Raw genomic sequence first — 15,500 nt, forward strand, 5'->3', positions numbered from 1 at the left:
CGGCATTTTCCATCCCCTTTGCAGAAATGAGCGAACCCATGACCGAAACCCCGACGCCCGGCACCGGCAACGGCGACAACACCGACGTGGCGGCGATGAGCTACGAGCAGGCCAGGGAAGAACTGGTGGCCGTGGTCAACCAGCTGGAAGCGGGCAACACCAGCCTTGAGCAGTCCCTGGCTTTGTGGGAGCGTGGCGAAGCGCTGGCCGCCCGGTGCGAAGCGTGGCTCGAAGGGGCACGCCAGCGTTTGGACGCCGCCCGCGCGGGCGCCGAAGACGGCGCTACGGACTAGCTCTCCTCCAGCCGCCGCTTCTCCGACTCGACGTCGAAAGTCGCCTTCGGCCACTGCGGATCAATCGCGGCCAGCGTGCCGATCAGCAGCTGCTGTACCGCGATCCGCGCATACCATTTGCGGTCGGCCGGAACCACGTACCAGGGGGCCACCTCCGTGCTGGTCCGCTCGAACACCAGCTGGTAGGCGTGCTGGTACTCGTCCCAGAAGGCCCGGTCATCCACGTCGCCGGGATTGTACTTCCAGTACTTGTCCGGACGATCCAGCCGTTCCTTCAGCCGCTTCTCTTGCTCTTCCTTGCTGATGTGCAGCATCACCTTGATAATGCGGGTGCCGCTGGCAGCAACCTTCGCCTCGAACTCGTTGATCATGGCGTAGCGCTGCTCCACCTCGGCCAGCGGCGACAGACCGCGCACGCGGTGGATCAGGACCTCCTCGTAGTGGGAGCGGTCGAAGACGCCGATGATCCCGTCCGGCGGCAGTGCCTGCTCGATGCGCCAGAGAAAGCCACGCGCCCGTTCTTCGATGGTCGGCGCCTTGAACGCCCTGTGCTTCACACCCTGAGGGTCGACCGAGCCGATCACGTGCCGGACGATGCCGCCTTTGCCGGCCGTGTCCATCGCCTGCAGCACCAGCAGGACGGAATCCGTGGCCCCGAAGCGGCTCTGGGCGAACAGTTTTTCCTGGAGCTCGGACAGCGCGTCGTCTGCCGAGGCCAGCAGCTGCGCGCCCTCGTCCTTGCCGCCGTCGAAGCCCGGGGCCGAATTCGGGTCCACGTCGGCCAGGCGGAAACCCTCGCCCACGCGCAGCAGGCCCGCCGGGTCGAACCCCGCGGCCCCCTCCGCTCCCGCTTCCCCGTTCATCCTCTTCATGGCCGGTAGGTGCTCAGGAACTCGCCGATACGGCTGACTGCTTCTTCGAGGATGCCAAGGTTCGGCAGCGTGACCAGGCGGAAGTGGTCCGGCTTCACCCAGTTGAACGCCCGGCCGTGCGAGATCAGGATCTTCTGCTGCTTCAGCAGGTCCAGGGCGAAGGCTTCGTCATCCTTGATCGGGTAGACGTCCGGATCCAGCTTTGGGAACAGGTACAGCGCGCCCTTTGCCTGCTGAGTGCTCACGCCGGGGATGGCGTTGAGCATCTCGTACGCCTTGTCCCGCTGCTCCAGCAGCCGACCCCCGGGCAGGATCAGGTCGTTGATGCTCTGGTAGCCGCCCAGCGCCGTCTGGATGGCATGCTGCGCGGGCACGTTCGCGCAGAGGCGCATGTTCGTGAGTAGGTTGATGCCCTCGATGTAGTCCGAGGCCAGGTGCTTCGGCCCGGAAACCGCCATCCAGCCGCTGCGGAACCCGCAGACCCGGTAGGCCTTGGACAGCCCGCTGAAGGTCAGGATCAGCACGTCGTCCGCCAGCAGCGCGGTGTTGGTGTGGACGGCGTCTTCGTAGAGGATCTTCTCGTAGATTTCGTCCGAGAAGACCACGAGGTTGTGCCGGCGGGCCAGCTCCAGCATGCCCTCGAGGATGTGGCGCGGATAAACGGCGCCGGTGGGGTTGTTCGGATTGATGATGACCAGGCCCTTGGTGTTGGGCGTGATCTTCCGCTCCATGTCCTCCAGGTCCGGCAGCCATCCCTCTTCCTCCACACAGAGGTAGTGGACGGGATGGCCGCCGGCGAGGCTGACGGAGGCGGTCCACAGCGGGTAGTCCGGCGCCGGGATCAGCACCTCGTCGCCGTTGTTGAGCAGCGCCTGCAGGCTCATCGTGATGAGTTCGCTGACCCCGTTGCCCAGGTAGACGTCGTCGACGCCGATCTCCTGGATCCCGCGGGTCTGGTAGTACTGCGACACCGCCGTGCGGGCCGAGAAGATGCCGCGCGAATCGCTGTAGCCCTGCGCATTCGGAAGGTTCCGGATCATGTCCACGAGGATCGCGTCCGGCGCCTCGAAGCCGAACGGCGCGGGGTTGCCGATGTTCAGCTTCAGGATCCGGTGTCCCTCCGACTCCATCCGCTGGGCATGCTCAAGCAGCGGGCCTCGGATGTCGTAGAGGACGTTATGGAGCTTGTTGGACTGCTTGAACTCGGCCATTCAAGAATCTTCGCATACTGCCTGCAGTTACTCCGCGAATCCCTTTTCCTTCAGCCAGTCCGCGGCGGCATCCTCCGCGTTGCGCTTCTCGTCGCCGCTGACCTGCCGGTTCAAGTCGATGAGGTCCTCCGTGGTGAGCGCGGCCGACACCTTGTTGAGCACATCCGCGGCTTCCTTGCCCACCGAGTCGGAGGACACCAGCGGCAGCACCTGCTGGGCGATGAAGTTGTTCTTCGGGTCCTCCAGCACCACCAGGTCGTTGTCCTCGATGGAGGGCGTGGTCGTGTAGATGTCGGCGACCTGGATCTCGTCCGTGATCAGCGCCTTCACGGTGGCGGGACCGCCGCCGTCGTTAATGGGCTCGAAGGACTTGGGCTCGCAGCCGTAATTCTCCTTGAGCCCCTTCAACCCGTACTCACGCTCGGCGAACTCCGGGTTGGCGCCGAGCACCAGGTCCTTGCACACCGGCCCCATATCCTCGATGGAGGTCAGCTTGTATTTCTCCGCCGTGGCCTTGGTGACGACCATCGCGTCCTTGCTCTCGGCCGGCGCCGGTTCAAGGACCCCCAGCCCCTCCGGCAGCGCGGCGGGAAGGGCATCCTTGATCTCGCCGGCTGAGGCAGCCGTCGCCTCGGGATCCACCGCCAGCAGCAGGTTTCCGCTGTAGTCCGGAACCACGTCCACAGAGCCTTCTTCGACGGCCTTGAGGTAGACCTCGCGCGAGCCGATGCCGGGCTTCGTGCTGGCCTGGATTCCTGCCGCGTTGAGCGCACCGGCGTAGAGTTCGCCGATGATCTGGCTCTCCGGGAAGTTGGCCGAGCCCACCAGCAGCGGGCCCGCGGCACCCGAGCTGGCGGCGGGGCCCGAGGCGTCTTCTTCCAGCGGGTTGGAGCCGCCGCCGCAGGCGCTCAGCGTCAGGGCCAGGGCGGACGCTGCGGCAGCCGTCACGATGCTGCGGCGGACCGGGAACAGGTTCTTCATGCTTCTCCTTTAACTGCCGCCTTGGACGGCGCCAACGGTTGGTGTTCGACGCCGCTGCCGGTGCGGGCGGTCGGCCAGCCCGGGCGAAACGGCGAATTTCTGCGCGAGGGCGAGGAGCCCGTCGACGACCAGGGCCAGCAGCGCAATCAGGATCGCGCCGCCGAACATGCGGACCGGGTCGCTGACGGCCAGGCCATCGATCAGGAACCGGCCCAGACCGCCGAGGTTGATGTAGGCGACGACGGCGACCGTGGCTATCACCTGCAGCACCGCCGCGCGCACTCCGCCGAGCAGCACCGGCAGGGCGTTCGGCAGTTCGACCTTCGCCAGCACCTGCCATTCGGTCATGCCCATCGCCCGCGCGGCATCCACGAGCGTCCGATCCACTGCGGCGATCCCGGAGTAGGATCCGGCGAGCAGGGGCGGGATCGTCAGGATGACCAGCGCCCAGATGGGCGGCATGAGTCCGAGCCCCAGCAGGATGACGAACAGCGTCAGCAGGCCGAGCGTCGGCAGGGCGCGCAGCGCGCTCGCAACGCTAACGACGGCGATGCGTCCTTTTCCGGTGTGGCCCACGTACAGGCCGATCGGCAATGCGATCGCCGTGGCAATCAGCAGGGTCAGGACGGTGTAGCCCAGATGCTCGGCGAGGCGCGCCGGGATGCCGGCAGGACCGCTCCACTGGGCCGGATCCGCGAACCACGCGGTGACCTCTGCGAAGATGTTCATGGCAGGACCGCCGCCTCTGCCGGGTCCGGCCGCTCCCCCGCGGACGGGCGCGTAGCGAAGCCGCCGCCCCCGGGAGGCTGCTTGGAGCCGGCACGGAGCCAAGGCGTCAGTATGCGCTCGATGGCGACGATGATCAGGTCCATCACCACGGCCAGCAGCAGCGTCAGCACGATCCCGACGACGATCTCGGTGACGAAAAACCGCAGGAGCCCGTCAGTGAAGAGGGTGCCGAGGTTGCGGACGCCGATCAGCGCGCCGACGCTGGCCAGCGAAATGTTGCTCACCGACACCACCCGCAGCCCGGCGAAGAGCACCGGCAGCGCCAGCGGCAGGTCCACGCCGAAGAAGCGCCGCAGCGGGCGGTACCCCATGGCCACCGCGGCCTGCCGAACGCCGTCGTCAATGGACTCGAGGGCGTCGACGACGGACCGCACCAGCAGCGCCACCGCGTAGATGGTCAGCGCGACAATCAGGTTCAGCGGGTCGAGGATCCGTGTGCCCAGCACGAAGGGCAGCAGCACGAAGAGTGCGAGCGACGGAATCGTATAGAGCACCGAACTGACCGACAGGATCGCCCCGCGGATCGGCCGCAGCCGCCAGGCCACGTAGCCCAGCGGGAGGGCCAGCAGCAGGCCCAGCAGCAGCGGCAGCACGGCCTGGATCCAGTGCAGCCAGGTGAGCTCCAGAACGAAGGGCAGGTTGGCCTGCAGCCACGCCATGTCAGCCGCTCCTGCCCGCTTCGAGCCGCTTGAGCACGTCCTCGGCATCGACCAGGCCGGCCACCCTGCCCTGGCCGTCCACGGCGACGCCGCGCCCCGAGGGGGATGACAACGTCGCATCCAGTGCCTGCCGCAGCGACGACCCCAAGGTGAACAGCGAGCCGCCGACCAGCAGCCGGTCCGGGGACCGCTCCCCGGGAGGCAGCCAGCCTGCCGGGGCGCCGCCGTCGTCCACGATGAGCAGCCACACGCCGCCCGGCGCGTCCCCGAGCGTCGCCAGGGTGGCTGTGGCGGCCGAATGCAGCGGCAGCTCGCCCGCCTCGCGGAAGGAGAGCGAGCGGAACCCCCGGTCGCGCCCGACAAAGCCCGCGACGAAGTCGTCCACCGGGGCACGCAGCAGCTCCTCCGGCGGGGCGTACTGGGCCAGCCGGCCGCCCGTGGCGAACACGGCCACCTTGTCGCCGAGCAGCGTCGCCTCGTCGATGTCGTGGGTGACGAACACGATGGTCTTGGCCAGCTGCTGCTGCAGGCGCAGCAGTTCCTGCTGCAGTTCGGCGCGGACCACCGGGTCCACGGCGCTGAACGGCTCGTCCATCAGCAGGATGGGCGGATCCGCGGCGAGCGCCCGGGCCACGCCGACACGCTGCTGCTGCCCGCCGGAGAGCTGCGAAGGATACCGGGAGCCGAGTGCGGCGGGCAGGCCCACTGTTTCAAGCAGTTCCTGCGCGCGGACCCGGGTCTCACGCTTGGAGGCACCGTTGAGCCGCGGGACGGTGGCAATGTTGTCCAGCACCGTGCGGTGCGGCAGCAGGCCGGCCGACTGCAGCACGTACCCCATGGAACGGCGCAGCTTGGCCGGCGCCTGCCCGGCTATGTCCTTCCCGTCCACCAGCACGGTGCCCGAGGTGGGTTCGACCATGCGGTTGATCATCCGCAGCGAGGTCGTCTTGCCGCAGCCGGAGGGGCCGACGAAGACGGTGATCGCGCCGCGGTCCAGGTCCAGCGTCAGATTGTCGACGGCGGGGTTCCCGGCGGCGTAGCTCTTGGTCACGTTGCGGAAGCTGACCATAGGGTCGGCGGCCGCCGAACGCCCGCGGGGCTCTTCCATGCGGGGCTCCCTCCGGGCTCTGTCAGGCAGGACTGCCATCGCGGTCTCGGGCAGGTGGGGCCCGATGGTCCAAAACTGTGCCGGCCCTGGGGCCGGGTGGAACTCTTGGACCGAGTCTAATCACATCCCGGGGGCTGCAACACATTCCGGGGCACGGCCGTGTCCTCAGGTATTCTCCGAGCCCAGGAGGCGAAGGCCTTCGTCGACGAGGTCGAGCCGGTCGAGCGCGGCCACCTCCTCCAGCGCGAACCAGCGCGCCTCGTCGGTGGAACCGTCCAGTTCGTGGGCCAGTTCACCGCCGGTGACGGTGGCCGAATAGATGATCCGCAGGGCATGCAGCGGCCGGCCGGCCCCATGCAGCCGGCGCTCCGCGGGGATGAATTTGCTGTCAACGCCGAGGAGCCGGCCGAGTTCGGCGGTGTAGCCGGTCTCCTCCGCGATTTCGCGCACCGCCGCCGAGGGTGCGTCCTCTCCGAGCTCCAGGCCGCCGCCGGGCAGCGTCCAGCGAGGGATCCCCGACTCCGTCCAGCGGGCGAGCAGGACCGCGCCGTCCCTGACGATCACGCCATAGGCGCCGACCCGGGTGTCAAAGTTCATGAGGATCAGTCTAGGGCGCACGGCCCGGCCGGCCGCGCACAGCAGTGCCCGCCACGGAGCATTCGGCCGGTCGGGCGGGGCGCTCGGCCGGCCGCCCCGCGGCACATTGCGCGGCTCCTCCGCGGCGACTACAACTGGAACCATGGGGATCAGGCCAGCAAGGCATCGTGCGGAGCCCGCCCCGCCGGATTGGAGTTTGGCGCTGCCCGCGACAGAGCGCCGGCTGCTGGACGTCCTGGCCGGGGCGGGGCCGGACCCGGCGGCGGTTCCGGCCAGCGCCCGCGACTGCCTCGACCGCGCGTACGAGGCAGCCTACGCGGAGGACAACCACGGAGCGATGCTGCTGGCCCAGATGGGGCTCGATAAGGCCGGCGAAAATGAGGCCGACGTCGTGCTTGCCTTGTATTCAGTGATGATCGCCGTCGCTCAGATCCAGGGCGACCAGGACAAGGCCGAAGAGTACCTGCAGGCGCGCATCGCCACGCTGCGCAGGACCGGCCGCTCGCTCCAGGCAGGGGTCGAGGCGGACCTGGGCACGGTCCTGTTCCGCGAGGCGACGGAGCCGGAGCTGCCGGTGCTGGAGGCGGCGCTGGAGGAACTCGTTGCGGACAAGGCGGGCCCTGGGGTGATCGCCGACGTCAAACTGGCTGTCGCCGTCGCCCTTTCACAGCAGGGAGCGCGGCCGCGGGCGCTGGAACTGCTGGAGCAGGCCGTCGACGGATACGCTGCGGGCGACCGGACCGACAGCATGGCGGGGGCCCTCATGTACCTCGCCCACACTTACCTGCAGGCCGAACATCCGCGCCGCGCCATCGCGGCGGCGGACCGGCTGCTGTCCCTGCCGGCCAACCGCGCCCTGGCCGCGTCGATGTGGCTGCTGAAGGCCAACCTCGCAAGCACCGGGGAGCATGTCGAAGACGCCATCGAATACGCACTGACCGCCCTGGAGCTATACGCGGCCTGCGGGGTCCGCAAGGGCGCGGTGTCGGCCGCGGTCGTGGTGGCGCAGCTCTGCGCGGCCGCCGGCGACGACGAGAGCTCGGTGCTGGCCTGGCGCGCCGCCGTCCAGCAGGCCGAACGCGGCGAGGTGCGCGAGGAGTCCACGCTCCGCCTGGCTTTGGGCAACCAGCTGCTGGAGGCAGAGGAGTACGAACTGGCCGTTGCGGTGCTGTCCAAGCTGCTCCAGCGGCAGCGGCTGGCGGCGGCACCGCCCTCGGAAGTGGCGCGGACGCTGATGAGCCTGGGGCATGCGCACCGGCACGCGGAGCGCACGGCCGAGGCGCTGGACAGCTGGCGGAAGGCAGTTGCCGCCTTCAACCGGGCAGGCGAATTCGGCGAAGCCGCCAGGTCGCTGCTGGCCATCGGGACGCTGCTCTCCCGCGAGGACCGCGACGCGGACGCCATCGTCTGCTTCGAAGCCGCGGTCGCGGCCGCCCGCAAGGAAACCGAGGACGCCGCCGTGCTGCCGCAGGCTCTGCACGCCCTGGGCCACGCGCTGTGCGAAGCCGGCGATCCGGACGGCATCACGCAGCTGGACGAAGCCATCCGGCTGGCAAGGGACTACGGGGCCCACTGGTACGAGGCCGACTACAGCGACACGCGCGCCCGGGGCCTGTGGGCCCTGGATCACGGTCCCGCGGCCGTATCCGCGGCCCTGCAGGCGGCGGACCTGTATTCGGCAGCCGACGACGCGGCCTCCGCCGGCAACGCCGAACTGTTCGCGGCGCACATCCTCTCCGAGCTGGACCGCCCGGGCGACGCCGTCCCCATGTACCGCATGGTGCTCGACCAGCCCGGCATCAGCCGGATGCTGCTGGTTGCCGCAAACCTGGGGCTAGCGGCCGCCCTGGACAGCCTGGGCCGCAAGAACGAGGCCAAGCAGGCCCGGCAGGCGGCAGAAGAGGCCGCCGAGGAGTAGGCCGGCTCTCATCTTCATCTCATTTTCGGCTTGGATAATCGTGGCATGCAGCGAGCCACCCTCCGATACACGCTCATCGGCCTGGCCGTCGTGCTGGGCATGGGCCTGGCCGGTTATGCCGTGGCGAGCACCTTCAAGGAGCCTGGTTCTTCCGACCTCGGCCCCTCCATCGTGTTCACGCCCTCGCCCGCGGCCAGCGAACCGCGGAAGTCCGCCCCGGACCAGGGCGCCGGGCCCGTGCCCGAGCCGAAGGAGACGTCGGCACCGCCCAAGCCCGCGCCGGACAAGACTGCGGCAACGTCCCCGCCCGCACCGGCACCCGTCCCGGTCCAGCCGGCGCCGCCCGTGGAATACGACAATGACGACGAGGATGACGATGCCGCTGAACCCGACGAGGACGATGACGGCATCGATGACTAGACTTTCTCCGGTGGGGCCCGATGCGATTGTTTAGCCGGCCCGGCGGGCTCTCCGTACGGACGCGTGTCCTGGCCGCCGTCGTCGCACTCTCCGCGCTTGGCCTGGCGGCCGCCGGCGGCGTTGCTCTCGGACTGCAGCGCGGCGAGATCACCCAGAACATCGACGACTCGTTGCGCCGGTCGGTCGAGGAATTCAATACCCTCGCTGAAATCGGCGTGGACCCGGACACGGGCCGCGATTTCACCGAGGCAGCGCAGCTTGTGCGTACGGCGATGGCCCGCACGTCGCCGGCTGCCAACGAAGGCATGGTCGGCATCGTGGACGGCCGCGTCCAGCTCGCCGCAAGTTCCGCGGTTCCGCTGCGGCTGGAACAGGACGCGCAGCTTATGGAGCGGATCCTGGCGATGCCGCCGGGCGACCGCATCCAGCTCAGCTCGGTCGAGACCGAGCAGACGACCTACCGCGTGGTGACGGTGCCGGTCCAGCTCTCCTCCGATCCGGCCCAGAGCACTTTCGTGCTGGCCTTCGACTACGAGGCGGAGCTGGAGGAGCTGAACGGCATCTTCCGCACCTACGGGCTGATTGCGCTGATCGCGCTGATCCTGATTGCCGGGGTCGGCTGGCTCGTCGCCGGCAGGCTCCTGGCCCCGGTACGGCTGGTGCGGGAGACGGCGCAGAAGATCACGGAGACCGACCTGTCGCTTCGGATCCCGGTGGGCGGCAACGACGATCTCTCGGAACTCTCCCGGACCTTCAACGAAATGCTGGACCGGCTGCAGACCTCGATGACGGCGCAGCGGCAGCTGCTGGACGACGTGGGGCACGAACTGCGGACGCCGATCACCATCGTGCAGGGCCACCTCGAACTGCAGGACCCCGGCGATGCCGCGGACGTCGAATCCGTCCGTTCCATCGCCCTCGACGAACTGGACCGGATGCGGCTGCTGGTCGACGACCTGGTGACGCTGGCGGCGGCCGACCGGCCGGAGTTTGCCACCCGGCGCCCGCTGGAGGTCGGCCGGCTGACCGACGACGTGCTGGACAAGGCGCGTTCCCTCGGCGACCGCTGCTGGAGCGTGGATGCCCGGGCGGAGGAATGCTGGCCGCTGGACCCGAACCGCATCACCCAGGCCTGGCTGCAGCTCGCGGTCAACGCCGTGAAGTTCTCCGCCCCGGGTTCGCGGATTGCCCTGGGGTCGCGCAGCGCGCAGGGCGAGCTGCGCCTGTGGGTCCGTGACGAAGGCGCGGGCATCGCGCCCGAGGACCAGAAACGGATTTTCGAGCGGTTCGCCCGCGGCGCCAACAGCACCCGCGCGGAGGGATCCGGTCTCGGACTGCCGATCGTCAGCGCCATCGCCGCGGCGCACGGCGGCCGGGTGGAGCTCGCCTCGGCGCCGGGCCGCGGTTCCACCTTCACCATCGTCATCGCAGAGCAGCAACCCGAGCAGGAGGAGGCAGCGTGAGCCGGATTCTGGTGATCGAGGACGAGGAGCGCATCAGCTCTTTCGTCGCCAAGGGACTGAAGTCGGCCGGCTATGTGCCCAGCGTGGCCGCCACCGGCCGCGAGGGCTACCACCTGGCGATGACGGGAGACTTCGAGCTGATCGTGCTGGACCTCGGCCTGCCCGACCAGGACGGATTCACCGTGCTGCGGCGCATCCGGGAGGCCCGCAACGGTACCCCCGTCATCATCCTGACGGCCCGCAGCTCCGTGGACGATACGGTGGCCGGCCTGGAAAACGGTGCCGATGACTACATGGCCAAGCCGTTCCGCTTCGAGGAACTGCTGGCCCGCGTGCGCCTCCGCCTTCGGACCGACCCTCCGTCCGTGGACCTGGGCCTCCTGTCCAGCGGCGACCTCCAGCTGGACCTGCGCATGCGCCGGGCGACCGTCGGCGGCAAGGAAGTCGATCTGTCGGCGCGCGAATTCGCGCTGGCCGAAGCCTTCCTGCGCAACCCCGGCCAGGTGCTGAGCCGCGAGCAGCTGCTCTCCAGGGTCTGGGGCTACGACTTCGACCCGGGTTCGAACGTCGTCGACGTCTACGTCCGGTACCTGCGCAACAAGCTCGGGGCCGAGCGTTTCGCCACCGTCCGGGGCGTGGGCTACCGCCTGGCGGCCGACAGCTGATCGGCCTGCGCGGCCAGTTCCTCCGCGGCCTGCAGCCGTTGCAGCGCGTCCGCCTCCCAGCTCCCGCCGGCTGTCTTGGCGCCGGCGATCAGGGACAGCGCGACCCCTGCCGCCCGGCCGCGCAGGCCCGCCGGGTCCACCTCGGTGTCGAATGCCCGCAGGAATCTCTCCATCGCCTCGGGCACGTGCACGTACGCGCTGTGCACGGCCGGCAGGACGGCCACGTGCCCGATGAAGCAGGCGAGATCGTCCACCAGATGTCCCGGGCCGAGCGAGTCCACGTCGAGGAGGCCGGTGATCCGGCCGCCGTCAACCAGGATGTTGGCTTCGTAGAAGTCGCCGTGCGTCGGCACCAGGGGGCCGGCGTCGGTCGTCGACAGCAGGTTCCGGACGCTTTCGGCCAGCCGGAAGATGCGGTCCTGCTCCCCCGGCAGCACCGCCGCCGCAGCCTTCGCGTAGTCCGCGGCCCGCTCGGCCCACGCCGGCCTGCGGGACAGGCCGAGCACGTCTTCCGGCAGCCTGCGCAGCAGCGAGACCAGGGTTTGCGGATCGAGGTCCTGTGCTCCGTCGTCCATCAGGGCCTGGGCCAGCGGAGTACCTGCCGCCTCGCGCAGGATGGCGACTCCCGCGCCCGGTCCGGGCAGCGCCTCCGGAGCGGGAATGCCCGCCTCGATTAGCATCCGGTGGCGGCGCAGCAGGGCCTGCGCGCGGTCCGGCCGGACCACCTTGATGAACACCCGGTTCTGTCCCTGCGCCGCAGTCAGGACCGCACGGCGCAGCGGCCGGTAATTGACCATATGCAGATCCGCGGTTCCACCGCCGAAGGCCGCCGCGGCCACCGCGGCGGGATCGCACGCGGCGGGAAGCCCGGCCAGCACCGGATCCGCCGGATACAGCCACGCCGTGAGGTTGATGCCTTCCTTCTGCAGGCGCACCATGGGCAGCCCGCATTCGGGCACGTTCGAACTGGTGATGCAGACGTACTCGGTCCGGTTGGGCCGGTCCGCGAACGCCACGTCGACACTGTAGATGCCGGTCGCCCCTGCTCCCGGCCGGTGCTGGAGTTTGGCCAGATGCCAGGATCGGACAGAGCCACCGAGGGAGTTGACGGCCAGCTCGAGGGGCTCCTCCATGGCAGGGCTCTCCAGGAGTTCGATCCCTGCCGTCTCGTCAGCGACGGCCCCGAGGCCCTTGATGTCCATAGGTTCCGTCTTACCATCCCCGGGACGGGACGGCAGCACCTGCAAGCGGGTGGAAATCAGGCGCGCCGGCGCTGCAGCACGTCGTCCAGGTTGAGCCGGTTGGCACGCTCCTCGCGGGGCGCGGCAGCGGGCAGTTCAACCTTCGGCGCGACGGCTGCCTGCTTGATCGGAGTCTTCAGCGTCGGCTTTTTCTCTTCCGGCACCGGGAGCGGTTCCGGAGCCGGCCGTTCCACCTTGGCCGACTGGGTGTAGGTGGGCTTCGGAACCTCCACCGGCTGCCACGGCGTACCGGATTCCGGCTCGGGGCGGCGGGCTGCTTCCGCCTCCACAGCAACCTTTCGGGCTTCGGCGCGCAGGACCTCCGCGGTCAGCGGCGCCGGCGCTGCGGGTTCCTCGACCCCCGCCGCGGCGTCGAACAATACTGTCTCGCGGCGCGGAGCGGCGGGCACCTGTTCGGGAACCACGGGGCCCATCGCCTCTTCGAAGGCGCGGGACACGCGTGCTTCCGCTTTGCGGCGGCGATCCCTGCGGGCCAGAGTGCGCAGGACGACGACGACGGCGGCCACCGTCAGCAGCGCAAAGCCCGGAACGCTTCCGGAGACGGCCCCGAACAGTGCCAGTCCGCCGCCGATGACCAGGGTGACGAGTGCCGCAGCTCCCAGCAGGGCCAGGGCTGTACGACCATAGCGGATCTTCAGCGGCGCCGGTGCGGCCGGCCGGGCGGCAGCCGCCGGCGCATGGCTGCCGCGCAGCGGCGCTGGGTGCGTGTTTCCGGTATGGGCGGTGTTTTCCATGATGATCCCCTGTGGGCCACTTCCCGTGGCGATTGCGGGCACTGGTTCAAAAGTCATTGACGGGCCGCCGGCTTCGGCGAGGCTGCCGGCGCGTTGGAAACGAAGCAGGTACGGCCCTACCCAGACAAGCCAGAGCCCCACGATCGCTACAAAGATCACTGAGCTCTGAATGTCCATTCTCACACCGTAGGAGCCAAAACATGCCCCGCGCGGCATTGCCCCCGGTGTGTCGGCCAAACGGGTCGAAAGCGGGCAAATCAGCAGGTCAGCGGTGCTGGCCGCCGTCGTGGAGCCAGCGGGTCAGCAGCCCTTCCGGCACCTCTTCCGCGGTCAGCGCGAAGCTGCGGTGGTCCGCCCAGGCACCGTTGATGTGGAGGTACCTTGGCCGCAACCCCTCGTCGCGGAAACCGAGCTTCTCCACCACGCGCAGGCTGGCCGCGTTCTCCGGCCGGATGTTGATCTCCATCCGGTGCAGCCCAAGCACCCGGAAGCAATGGTCCGTTGCCATCGCCACCGCCGTCGGCGCGATTCCGCGGCCCGCCGAGCCCTGATCCACCCAGTATCCGAGCGTAGCCATCAAGGCCGACCCCCAGACGATGCTGGAAACCGTCAGCTGCCCGACAATCACCGGCTCGCGCGCGGCTCCGCGGCGCTCGGCAATCACCCATGGCAGCGCCGTCGCCAGTTTTGCCTGCCGGTTCAGGGAACGCACCATTTCCCCGAAGCCGGGCAGCTGGCCGCCCGGCTGGGGATTGGATGCCTCCCAGGGAGCCAGCCACGCCGCATTGCGCTGGCGCAGCTGTAGCCATTCCCGCTTGTCCCGGTGATAAATGGGCCGCAGCAGCAGGTCCCCGCATTCGACCGTCGCAGGCCAGATGGCAGAACTCAGCACTGCGGCACCCTGCGGCCCTAGGCCTGGGAACCCTCGATGAACTGCTTCAGCCAGGACCGCAGGTCCTCGCCGATATCCGCACGGTCCGAGGCAATGGTGACGACGGCCTTGAGGTAGCTGAGCTTATCGCCCGTGTCGTAGCGGCGGCCGCGGAATACCACGCCGTAGACCCCGCCGCCTTCACCTTCGGACGCAGCCAGCGTCTGCAGTGCATCGGTCAGCTGGATTTCGCCGCCGCGTCCCGGGCCGGTCTCTTCGAGGACATCGAACACCGCCGGGTGCAGCACGTAGCGGCCGATGACAGCCAGGTTGGAGGGAGCCTCATCGGCCGAGGGCTTCTCCACCATCTTGTTGATCCGGACGAAGTCTTCGCCGTCCACCGCGGTCACGTCGGCGCAGCCGTAGGCGCTGATTTCGGATGGCTCCACCTCCAGCAGGGCCACAACCGAGCCGCCGGTCTTCTCCTGGACCGCAATCATGCGGCTGAGCAGCCCGTCATTCTCGTCGATCAGGTCGTCGCCGAGCAGCACGGCGAAAGGCTCGTCGCCCACGTGCTGGCGCGAACGCAGGACGGCATGCCCCAGCCCCTTCGGGTCACCCTGCCGGACGTAGTGGATATCAGCCAGCTCCGAGGCCTCCCGGACGGCTGCCAGCTTGTCCAGGTCGCCCTTCTTTTCCAGCGTCTGCTCGATGAAAGGCACGCGGTCAAAGTGGTCTTCCAAAGGCCGCTTGTTGCGCCCGGTGATCATCAGGACGTCGTTGATCCCGGCCCGGACGGCTTCCTCGACCACGTACTGGATGGCGGGCTTGTCCACCACCGGCAGCATCTCTTTGGGCATGGCCTTGGTGGCGGGCAGGAATCGTGTCCCGAGGCCGGCGGCCGGAATGACGGCTTTGCGTACAGTGCTTGGAGACTTCATGAGCTCAAGCGTACCCAAGGGCCCTGAGATTCAGCACCACTATGACGATTCCGGCGCCTGTCGGGGCGGCAGTTCAGCGGCTGTGGCAGGATCGACCCATGACCACGATGGACAAGGAAACAGCCCGCCGGCATTTCCGCGACTTGCGCCGCGGCATGACCGAATACGAGCGCCAGGAAGCAGCCCGGGCGCTGTGCGACGTCATCATGGAGGGGCTGGCGCCGCTCGGGATTGCCCCGGGCCGGACTGTCGCGGCCTACTTGTCCACCGGGCCCGAGCCGTCCACGGACCTGCTCCTGCCGGCGCTGGAAAAGGCGGGGTACGACATCCTCGTACCGGTCTGCGAACCCGGGTACCAGTTGAGCTGGACCCGGTGGTACGACGGCGTGGAACTGGTCCGCAGCCCGCGGGCCTGGGTCTATGAACCGGTAGGTGAACGGCTGGCCAACAGTGTCATGGCCGGGGTCGACCTGCTCCTGATCCCGGGCCTGGCCGTGGACAGCAACGGCAACCGGATGGGCCAGGGCGGCGGTTACTACGACCGGTTCCTTGCCGCGCTCGAGACCCTGCCGTCCAGGCCGCGGAAAGCCGGCGTGTTCTATTCCCATGAAGTCGTGCCCGCCGGCACCTTCGAAGTCACGAATCTGGACGCCCCGCTCGAGGGCGCGGTCTCCACGGACGGGTGGACATGGTTTGATCCGCAGACGGTGTAGAAT

Annotated in this window: 17 protein-coding genes; 6 read left to right on the forward strand and 11 right to left on the reverse strand. The window is 68.9% G+C overall.

Features of this window, described 5'->3' with window-relative positions:
* The first annotated feature begins 38 nt into the window (after positions 1–38).
* The gene (locus tag AHIS1636_RS07405) at positions 39–293 is read left to right on the forward strand and encodes an exodeoxyribonuclease VII small subunit (RefSeq protein ID WP_264795169.1); all 255 of its coding nucleotides are present in this window, start codon (positions 39–41) and stop codon (positions 291–293) included.
* On the opposite strand, the gene AHIS1636_RS07410 is transcribed toward AHIS1636_RS07405, so the two are convergent.
* The 7 genes from AHIS1636_RS07410 to AHIS1636_RS07440 all read right to left on the reverse strand — a co-directional run bounded on the left by AHIS1636_RS07410 (position 290) and on the right by AHIS1636_RS07440 (position 6,510).
* Positions 290–1,156: a PPK2 family polyphosphate kinase gene (locus AHIS1636_RS07410; protein ID WP_264795289.1), complete on the reverse strand. Its 867-nt coding sequence runs from the start codon at positions 1,154–1,156 to the stop codon at positions 290–292. The two genes, AHIS1636_RS07405 and AHIS1636_RS07410, sit on opposite strands and share 4 nt — an antisense overlap.
* Positions 1,157–1,161: 5 nt before the next feature.
* Positions 1,162–2,376, reverse strand: a complete 1,215-nt coding sequence (locus AHIS1636_RS07415; RefSeq protein ID WP_264795170.1) for a pyridoxal phosphate-dependent aminotransferase — start codon at positions 2,374–2,376, stop codon at positions 1,162–1,164.
* Positions 2,377–2,403: 27 nt separating this feature from the next.
* Positions 2,404–3,357, reverse strand: a complete 954-nt coding sequence (locus AHIS1636_RS07420) for an ABC transporter substrate-binding protein (RefSeq protein ID WP_264795171.1) — start codon at positions 3,355–3,357, stop codon at positions 2,404–2,406.
* Between the two features lie 9 nt (positions 3,358–3,366).
* Entirely contained in the window at positions 3,367–4,086 is a 720-nt protein-coding gene (locus tag AHIS1636_RS07425; RefSeq protein WP_264795172.1) for an ABC transporter permease, read from the reverse strand.
* Positions 4,083–4,805, reverse strand: a complete 723-nt coding sequence (locus AHIS1636_RS07430) for an ABC transporter permease (RefSeq protein WP_264795173.1) — start codon at positions 4,803–4,805, stop codon at positions 4,083–4,085. The genes AHIS1636_RS07425 and AHIS1636_RS07430 overlap by 4 nt, the downstream gene beginning before the upstream one ends.
* 1 nt (position 4,806) lies before the next feature.
* Positions 4,807–5,913: an ABC transporter ATP-binding protein gene (locus AHIS1636_RS07435; RefSeq protein WP_373875799.1), complete on the reverse strand. Its 1,107-nt coding sequence runs from the start codon at positions 5,911–5,913 to the stop codon at positions 4,807–4,809.
* A gap of 165 nt (positions 5,914–6,078) precedes the next feature.
* Positions 6,079–6,510, reverse strand: coding sequence for an NUDIX hydrolase (locus tag AHIS1636_RS07440; RefSeq protein ID WP_264795174.1), 432 nt, complete (start codon positions 6,508–6,510; stop codon positions 6,079–6,081).
* A gap of 142 nt (positions 6,511–6,652) precedes the next feature.
* On the opposite strand from AHIS1636_RS07440, the gene AHIS1636_RS07445 reads away from it, so the two are divergent.
* From AHIS1636_RS07445 to AHIS1636_RS07460, 4 genes are read left to right on the forward strand one after another with little or no spacing between them, the layout of a single operon-like run.
* Complete coding sequence (locus AHIS1636_RS07445) at positions 6,653–8,428, forward strand: tetratricopeptide repeat protein (RefSeq protein WP_264795175.1); 1,776 nt, start codon at positions 6,653–6,655, stop codon at positions 8,426–8,428.
* Positions 8,429–8,473: 45 nt separating this feature from the next.
* Positions 8,474–8,848: a hypothetical protein gene (locus AHIS1636_RS07450; RefSeq protein ID WP_264795176.1), complete on the forward strand. Its 375-nt coding sequence runs from the start codon at positions 8,474–8,476 to the stop codon at positions 8,846–8,848.
* A gap of 20 nt (positions 8,849–8,868) precedes the next feature.
* A complete protein-coding gene (locus AHIS1636_RS07455; RefSeq protein WP_264795177.1) occupies positions 8,869–10,311 on the forward strand; it encodes a sensor histidine kinase in 1,443 nt (480 codons plus the stop codon).
* Entirely contained in the window at positions 10,308–10,976 is a 669-nt protein-coding gene (locus tag AHIS1636_RS07460) for a response regulator transcription factor (protein WP_264795178.1), read from the forward strand. Before AHIS1636_RS07455 ends, AHIS1636_RS07460 begins: the two co-directional genes overlap by 4 nt.
* On the opposite strand, the gene AHIS1636_RS07465 is transcribed toward AHIS1636_RS07460, so the two are convergent.
* The 4 genes from AHIS1636_RS07465 to galU all read right to left on the reverse strand — a co-directional run bounded on the left by AHIS1636_RS07465 (position 10,952) and on the right by galU (position 14,784).
* Entirely contained in the window at positions 10,952–12,178 is a 1,227-nt protein-coding gene (locus AHIS1636_RS07465; protein ID WP_264795179.1) for a phosphotransferase family protein, read from the reverse strand. The genes AHIS1636_RS07460 and AHIS1636_RS07465 overlap by 25 nt on opposite strands.
* 56 nt (positions 12,179–12,234) lie before the next feature.
* Positions 12,235–12,972 carry a hypothetical protein gene (locus AHIS1636_RS07470; protein ID WP_264795180.1) on the reverse strand — a complete coding sequence of 246 codons (738 nt, stop codon included), beginning with the start codon at positions 12,970–12,972 and terminating at the stop codon, positions 12,235–12,237.
* Between the two features lie 265 nt (positions 12,973–13,237).
* Entirely contained in the window at positions 13,238–13,864 is a 627-nt protein-coding gene (locus AHIS1636_RS07475) for a GNAT family N-acetyltransferase (protein WP_264795181.1), read from the reverse strand.
* A gap of 17 nt (positions 13,865–13,881) precedes the next feature.
* Positions 13,882–14,784, reverse strand: a complete 903-nt coding sequence (gene galU, locus AHIS1636_RS07480) for a UTP--glucose-1-phosphate uridylyltransferase GalU (protein WP_264795182.1) — start codon at positions 14,782–14,784, stop codon at positions 13,882–13,884.
* Positions 14,785–14,882: 98 nt separating this feature from the next.
* Here galU and AHIS1636_RS07485 point away from each other — a divergent pair, with 98 nt between their 5' ends.
* Positions 14,883–15,497: a 5-formyltetrahydrofolate cyclo-ligase gene (locus tag AHIS1636_RS07485; RefSeq protein ID WP_264795183.1), complete on the forward strand. Its 615-nt coding sequence runs from the start codon at positions 14,883–14,885 to the stop codon at positions 15,495–15,497.
* Positions 15,498–15,500 lie beyond the last annotated feature (3 nt).

The sequence above is a fragment of the Arthrobacter mangrovi genome (assembly GCF_026011795.1).
Lineage (GTDB): Bacteria > Actinomycetota > Actinomycetes > Actinomycetales > Micrococcaceae > Crystallibacter > Crystallibacter mangrovi.

What these genes read in the sequence shown, in the direction of transcription:
- AHIS1636_RS07465 (WP_264795179.1), bottom strand. Translation starts at nt 12,178, where the DNA reads ATGGACATCAAGGGCCTCGGGGCCGTCGCTGACGAGACGGCAGGGATC.
- AHIS1636_RS07430 (WP_264795173.1), bottom strand. Translation starts at nt 4,805, where the DNA reads ATGGCGTGGCTGCAGGCCAACCTGCCCTTCGTTCTGGAGCTCACCTGG.
- AHIS1636_RS07470 (WP_264795180.1), bottom strand. Translation starts at nt 12,972, where the DNA reads ATGGAAAACACCGCCCATACCGGAAACACGCACCCAGCGCCGCTGCGC.
- AHIS1636_RS07455 (WP_264795177.1), top strand. Translation starts at nt 8,869, where the DNA reads ATGCGATTGTTTAGCCGGCCCGGCGGGCTCTCCGTACGGACGCGTGTC.
- AHIS1636_RS07485 (WP_264795183.1), top strand. Translation starts at nt 14,883, where the DNA reads ATGACCACGATGGACAAGGAAACAGCCCGCCGGCATTTCCGCGACTTG.
- AHIS1636_RS07405 (WP_264795169.1), top strand. Translation starts at nt 39, where the DNA reads ATGACCGAAACCCCGACGCCCGGCACCGGCAACGGCGACAACACCGAC.
- AHIS1636_RS07425 (WP_264795172.1), bottom strand. Translation starts at nt 4,086, where the DNA reads ATGAACATCTTCGCAGAGGTCACCGCGTGGTTCGCGGATCCGGCCCAG.
- AHIS1636_RS07440 (WP_264795174.1), bottom strand. Translation starts at nt 6,510, where the DNA reads ATGAACTTTGACACCCGGGTCGGCGCCTATGGCGTGATCGTCAGGGAC.
- galU (WP_264795182.1), bottom strand. Translation starts at nt 14,784, where the DNA reads ATGAAGTCTCCAAGCACTGTACGCAAAGCCGTCATTCCGGCCGCCGGC.
- AHIS1636_RS07410 (WP_264795289.1), bottom strand. Translation starts at nt 1,156, where the DNA reads ATGAACGGGGAAGCGGGAGCGGAGGGGGCCGCGGGGTTCGACCCGGCG.
- AHIS1636_RS07450 (WP_264795176.1), top strand. Translation starts at nt 8,474, where the DNA reads ATGCAGCGAGCCACCCTCCGATACACGCTCATCGGCCTGGCCGTCGTG.
- AHIS1636_RS07435 (WP_373875799.1), bottom strand. Translation starts at nt 5,913, where the DNA reads ATGGAAGAGCCCCGCGGGCGTTCGGCGGCCGCCGACCCTATGGTCAGC.
- AHIS1636_RS07420 (WP_264795171.1), bottom strand. Translation starts at nt 3,357, where the DNA reads ATGAAGAACCTGTTCCCGGTCCGCCGCAGCATCGTGACGGCTGCCGCA.
- AHIS1636_RS07445 (WP_264795175.1), top strand. Translation starts at nt 6,653, where the DNA reads ATGGGGATCAGGCCAGCAAGGCATCGTGCGGAGCCCGCCCCGCCGGAT.
- AHIS1636_RS07415 (WP_264795170.1), bottom strand. Translation starts at nt 2,376, where the DNA reads ATGGCCGAGTTCAAGCAGTCCAACAAGCTCCATAACGTCCTCTACGAC.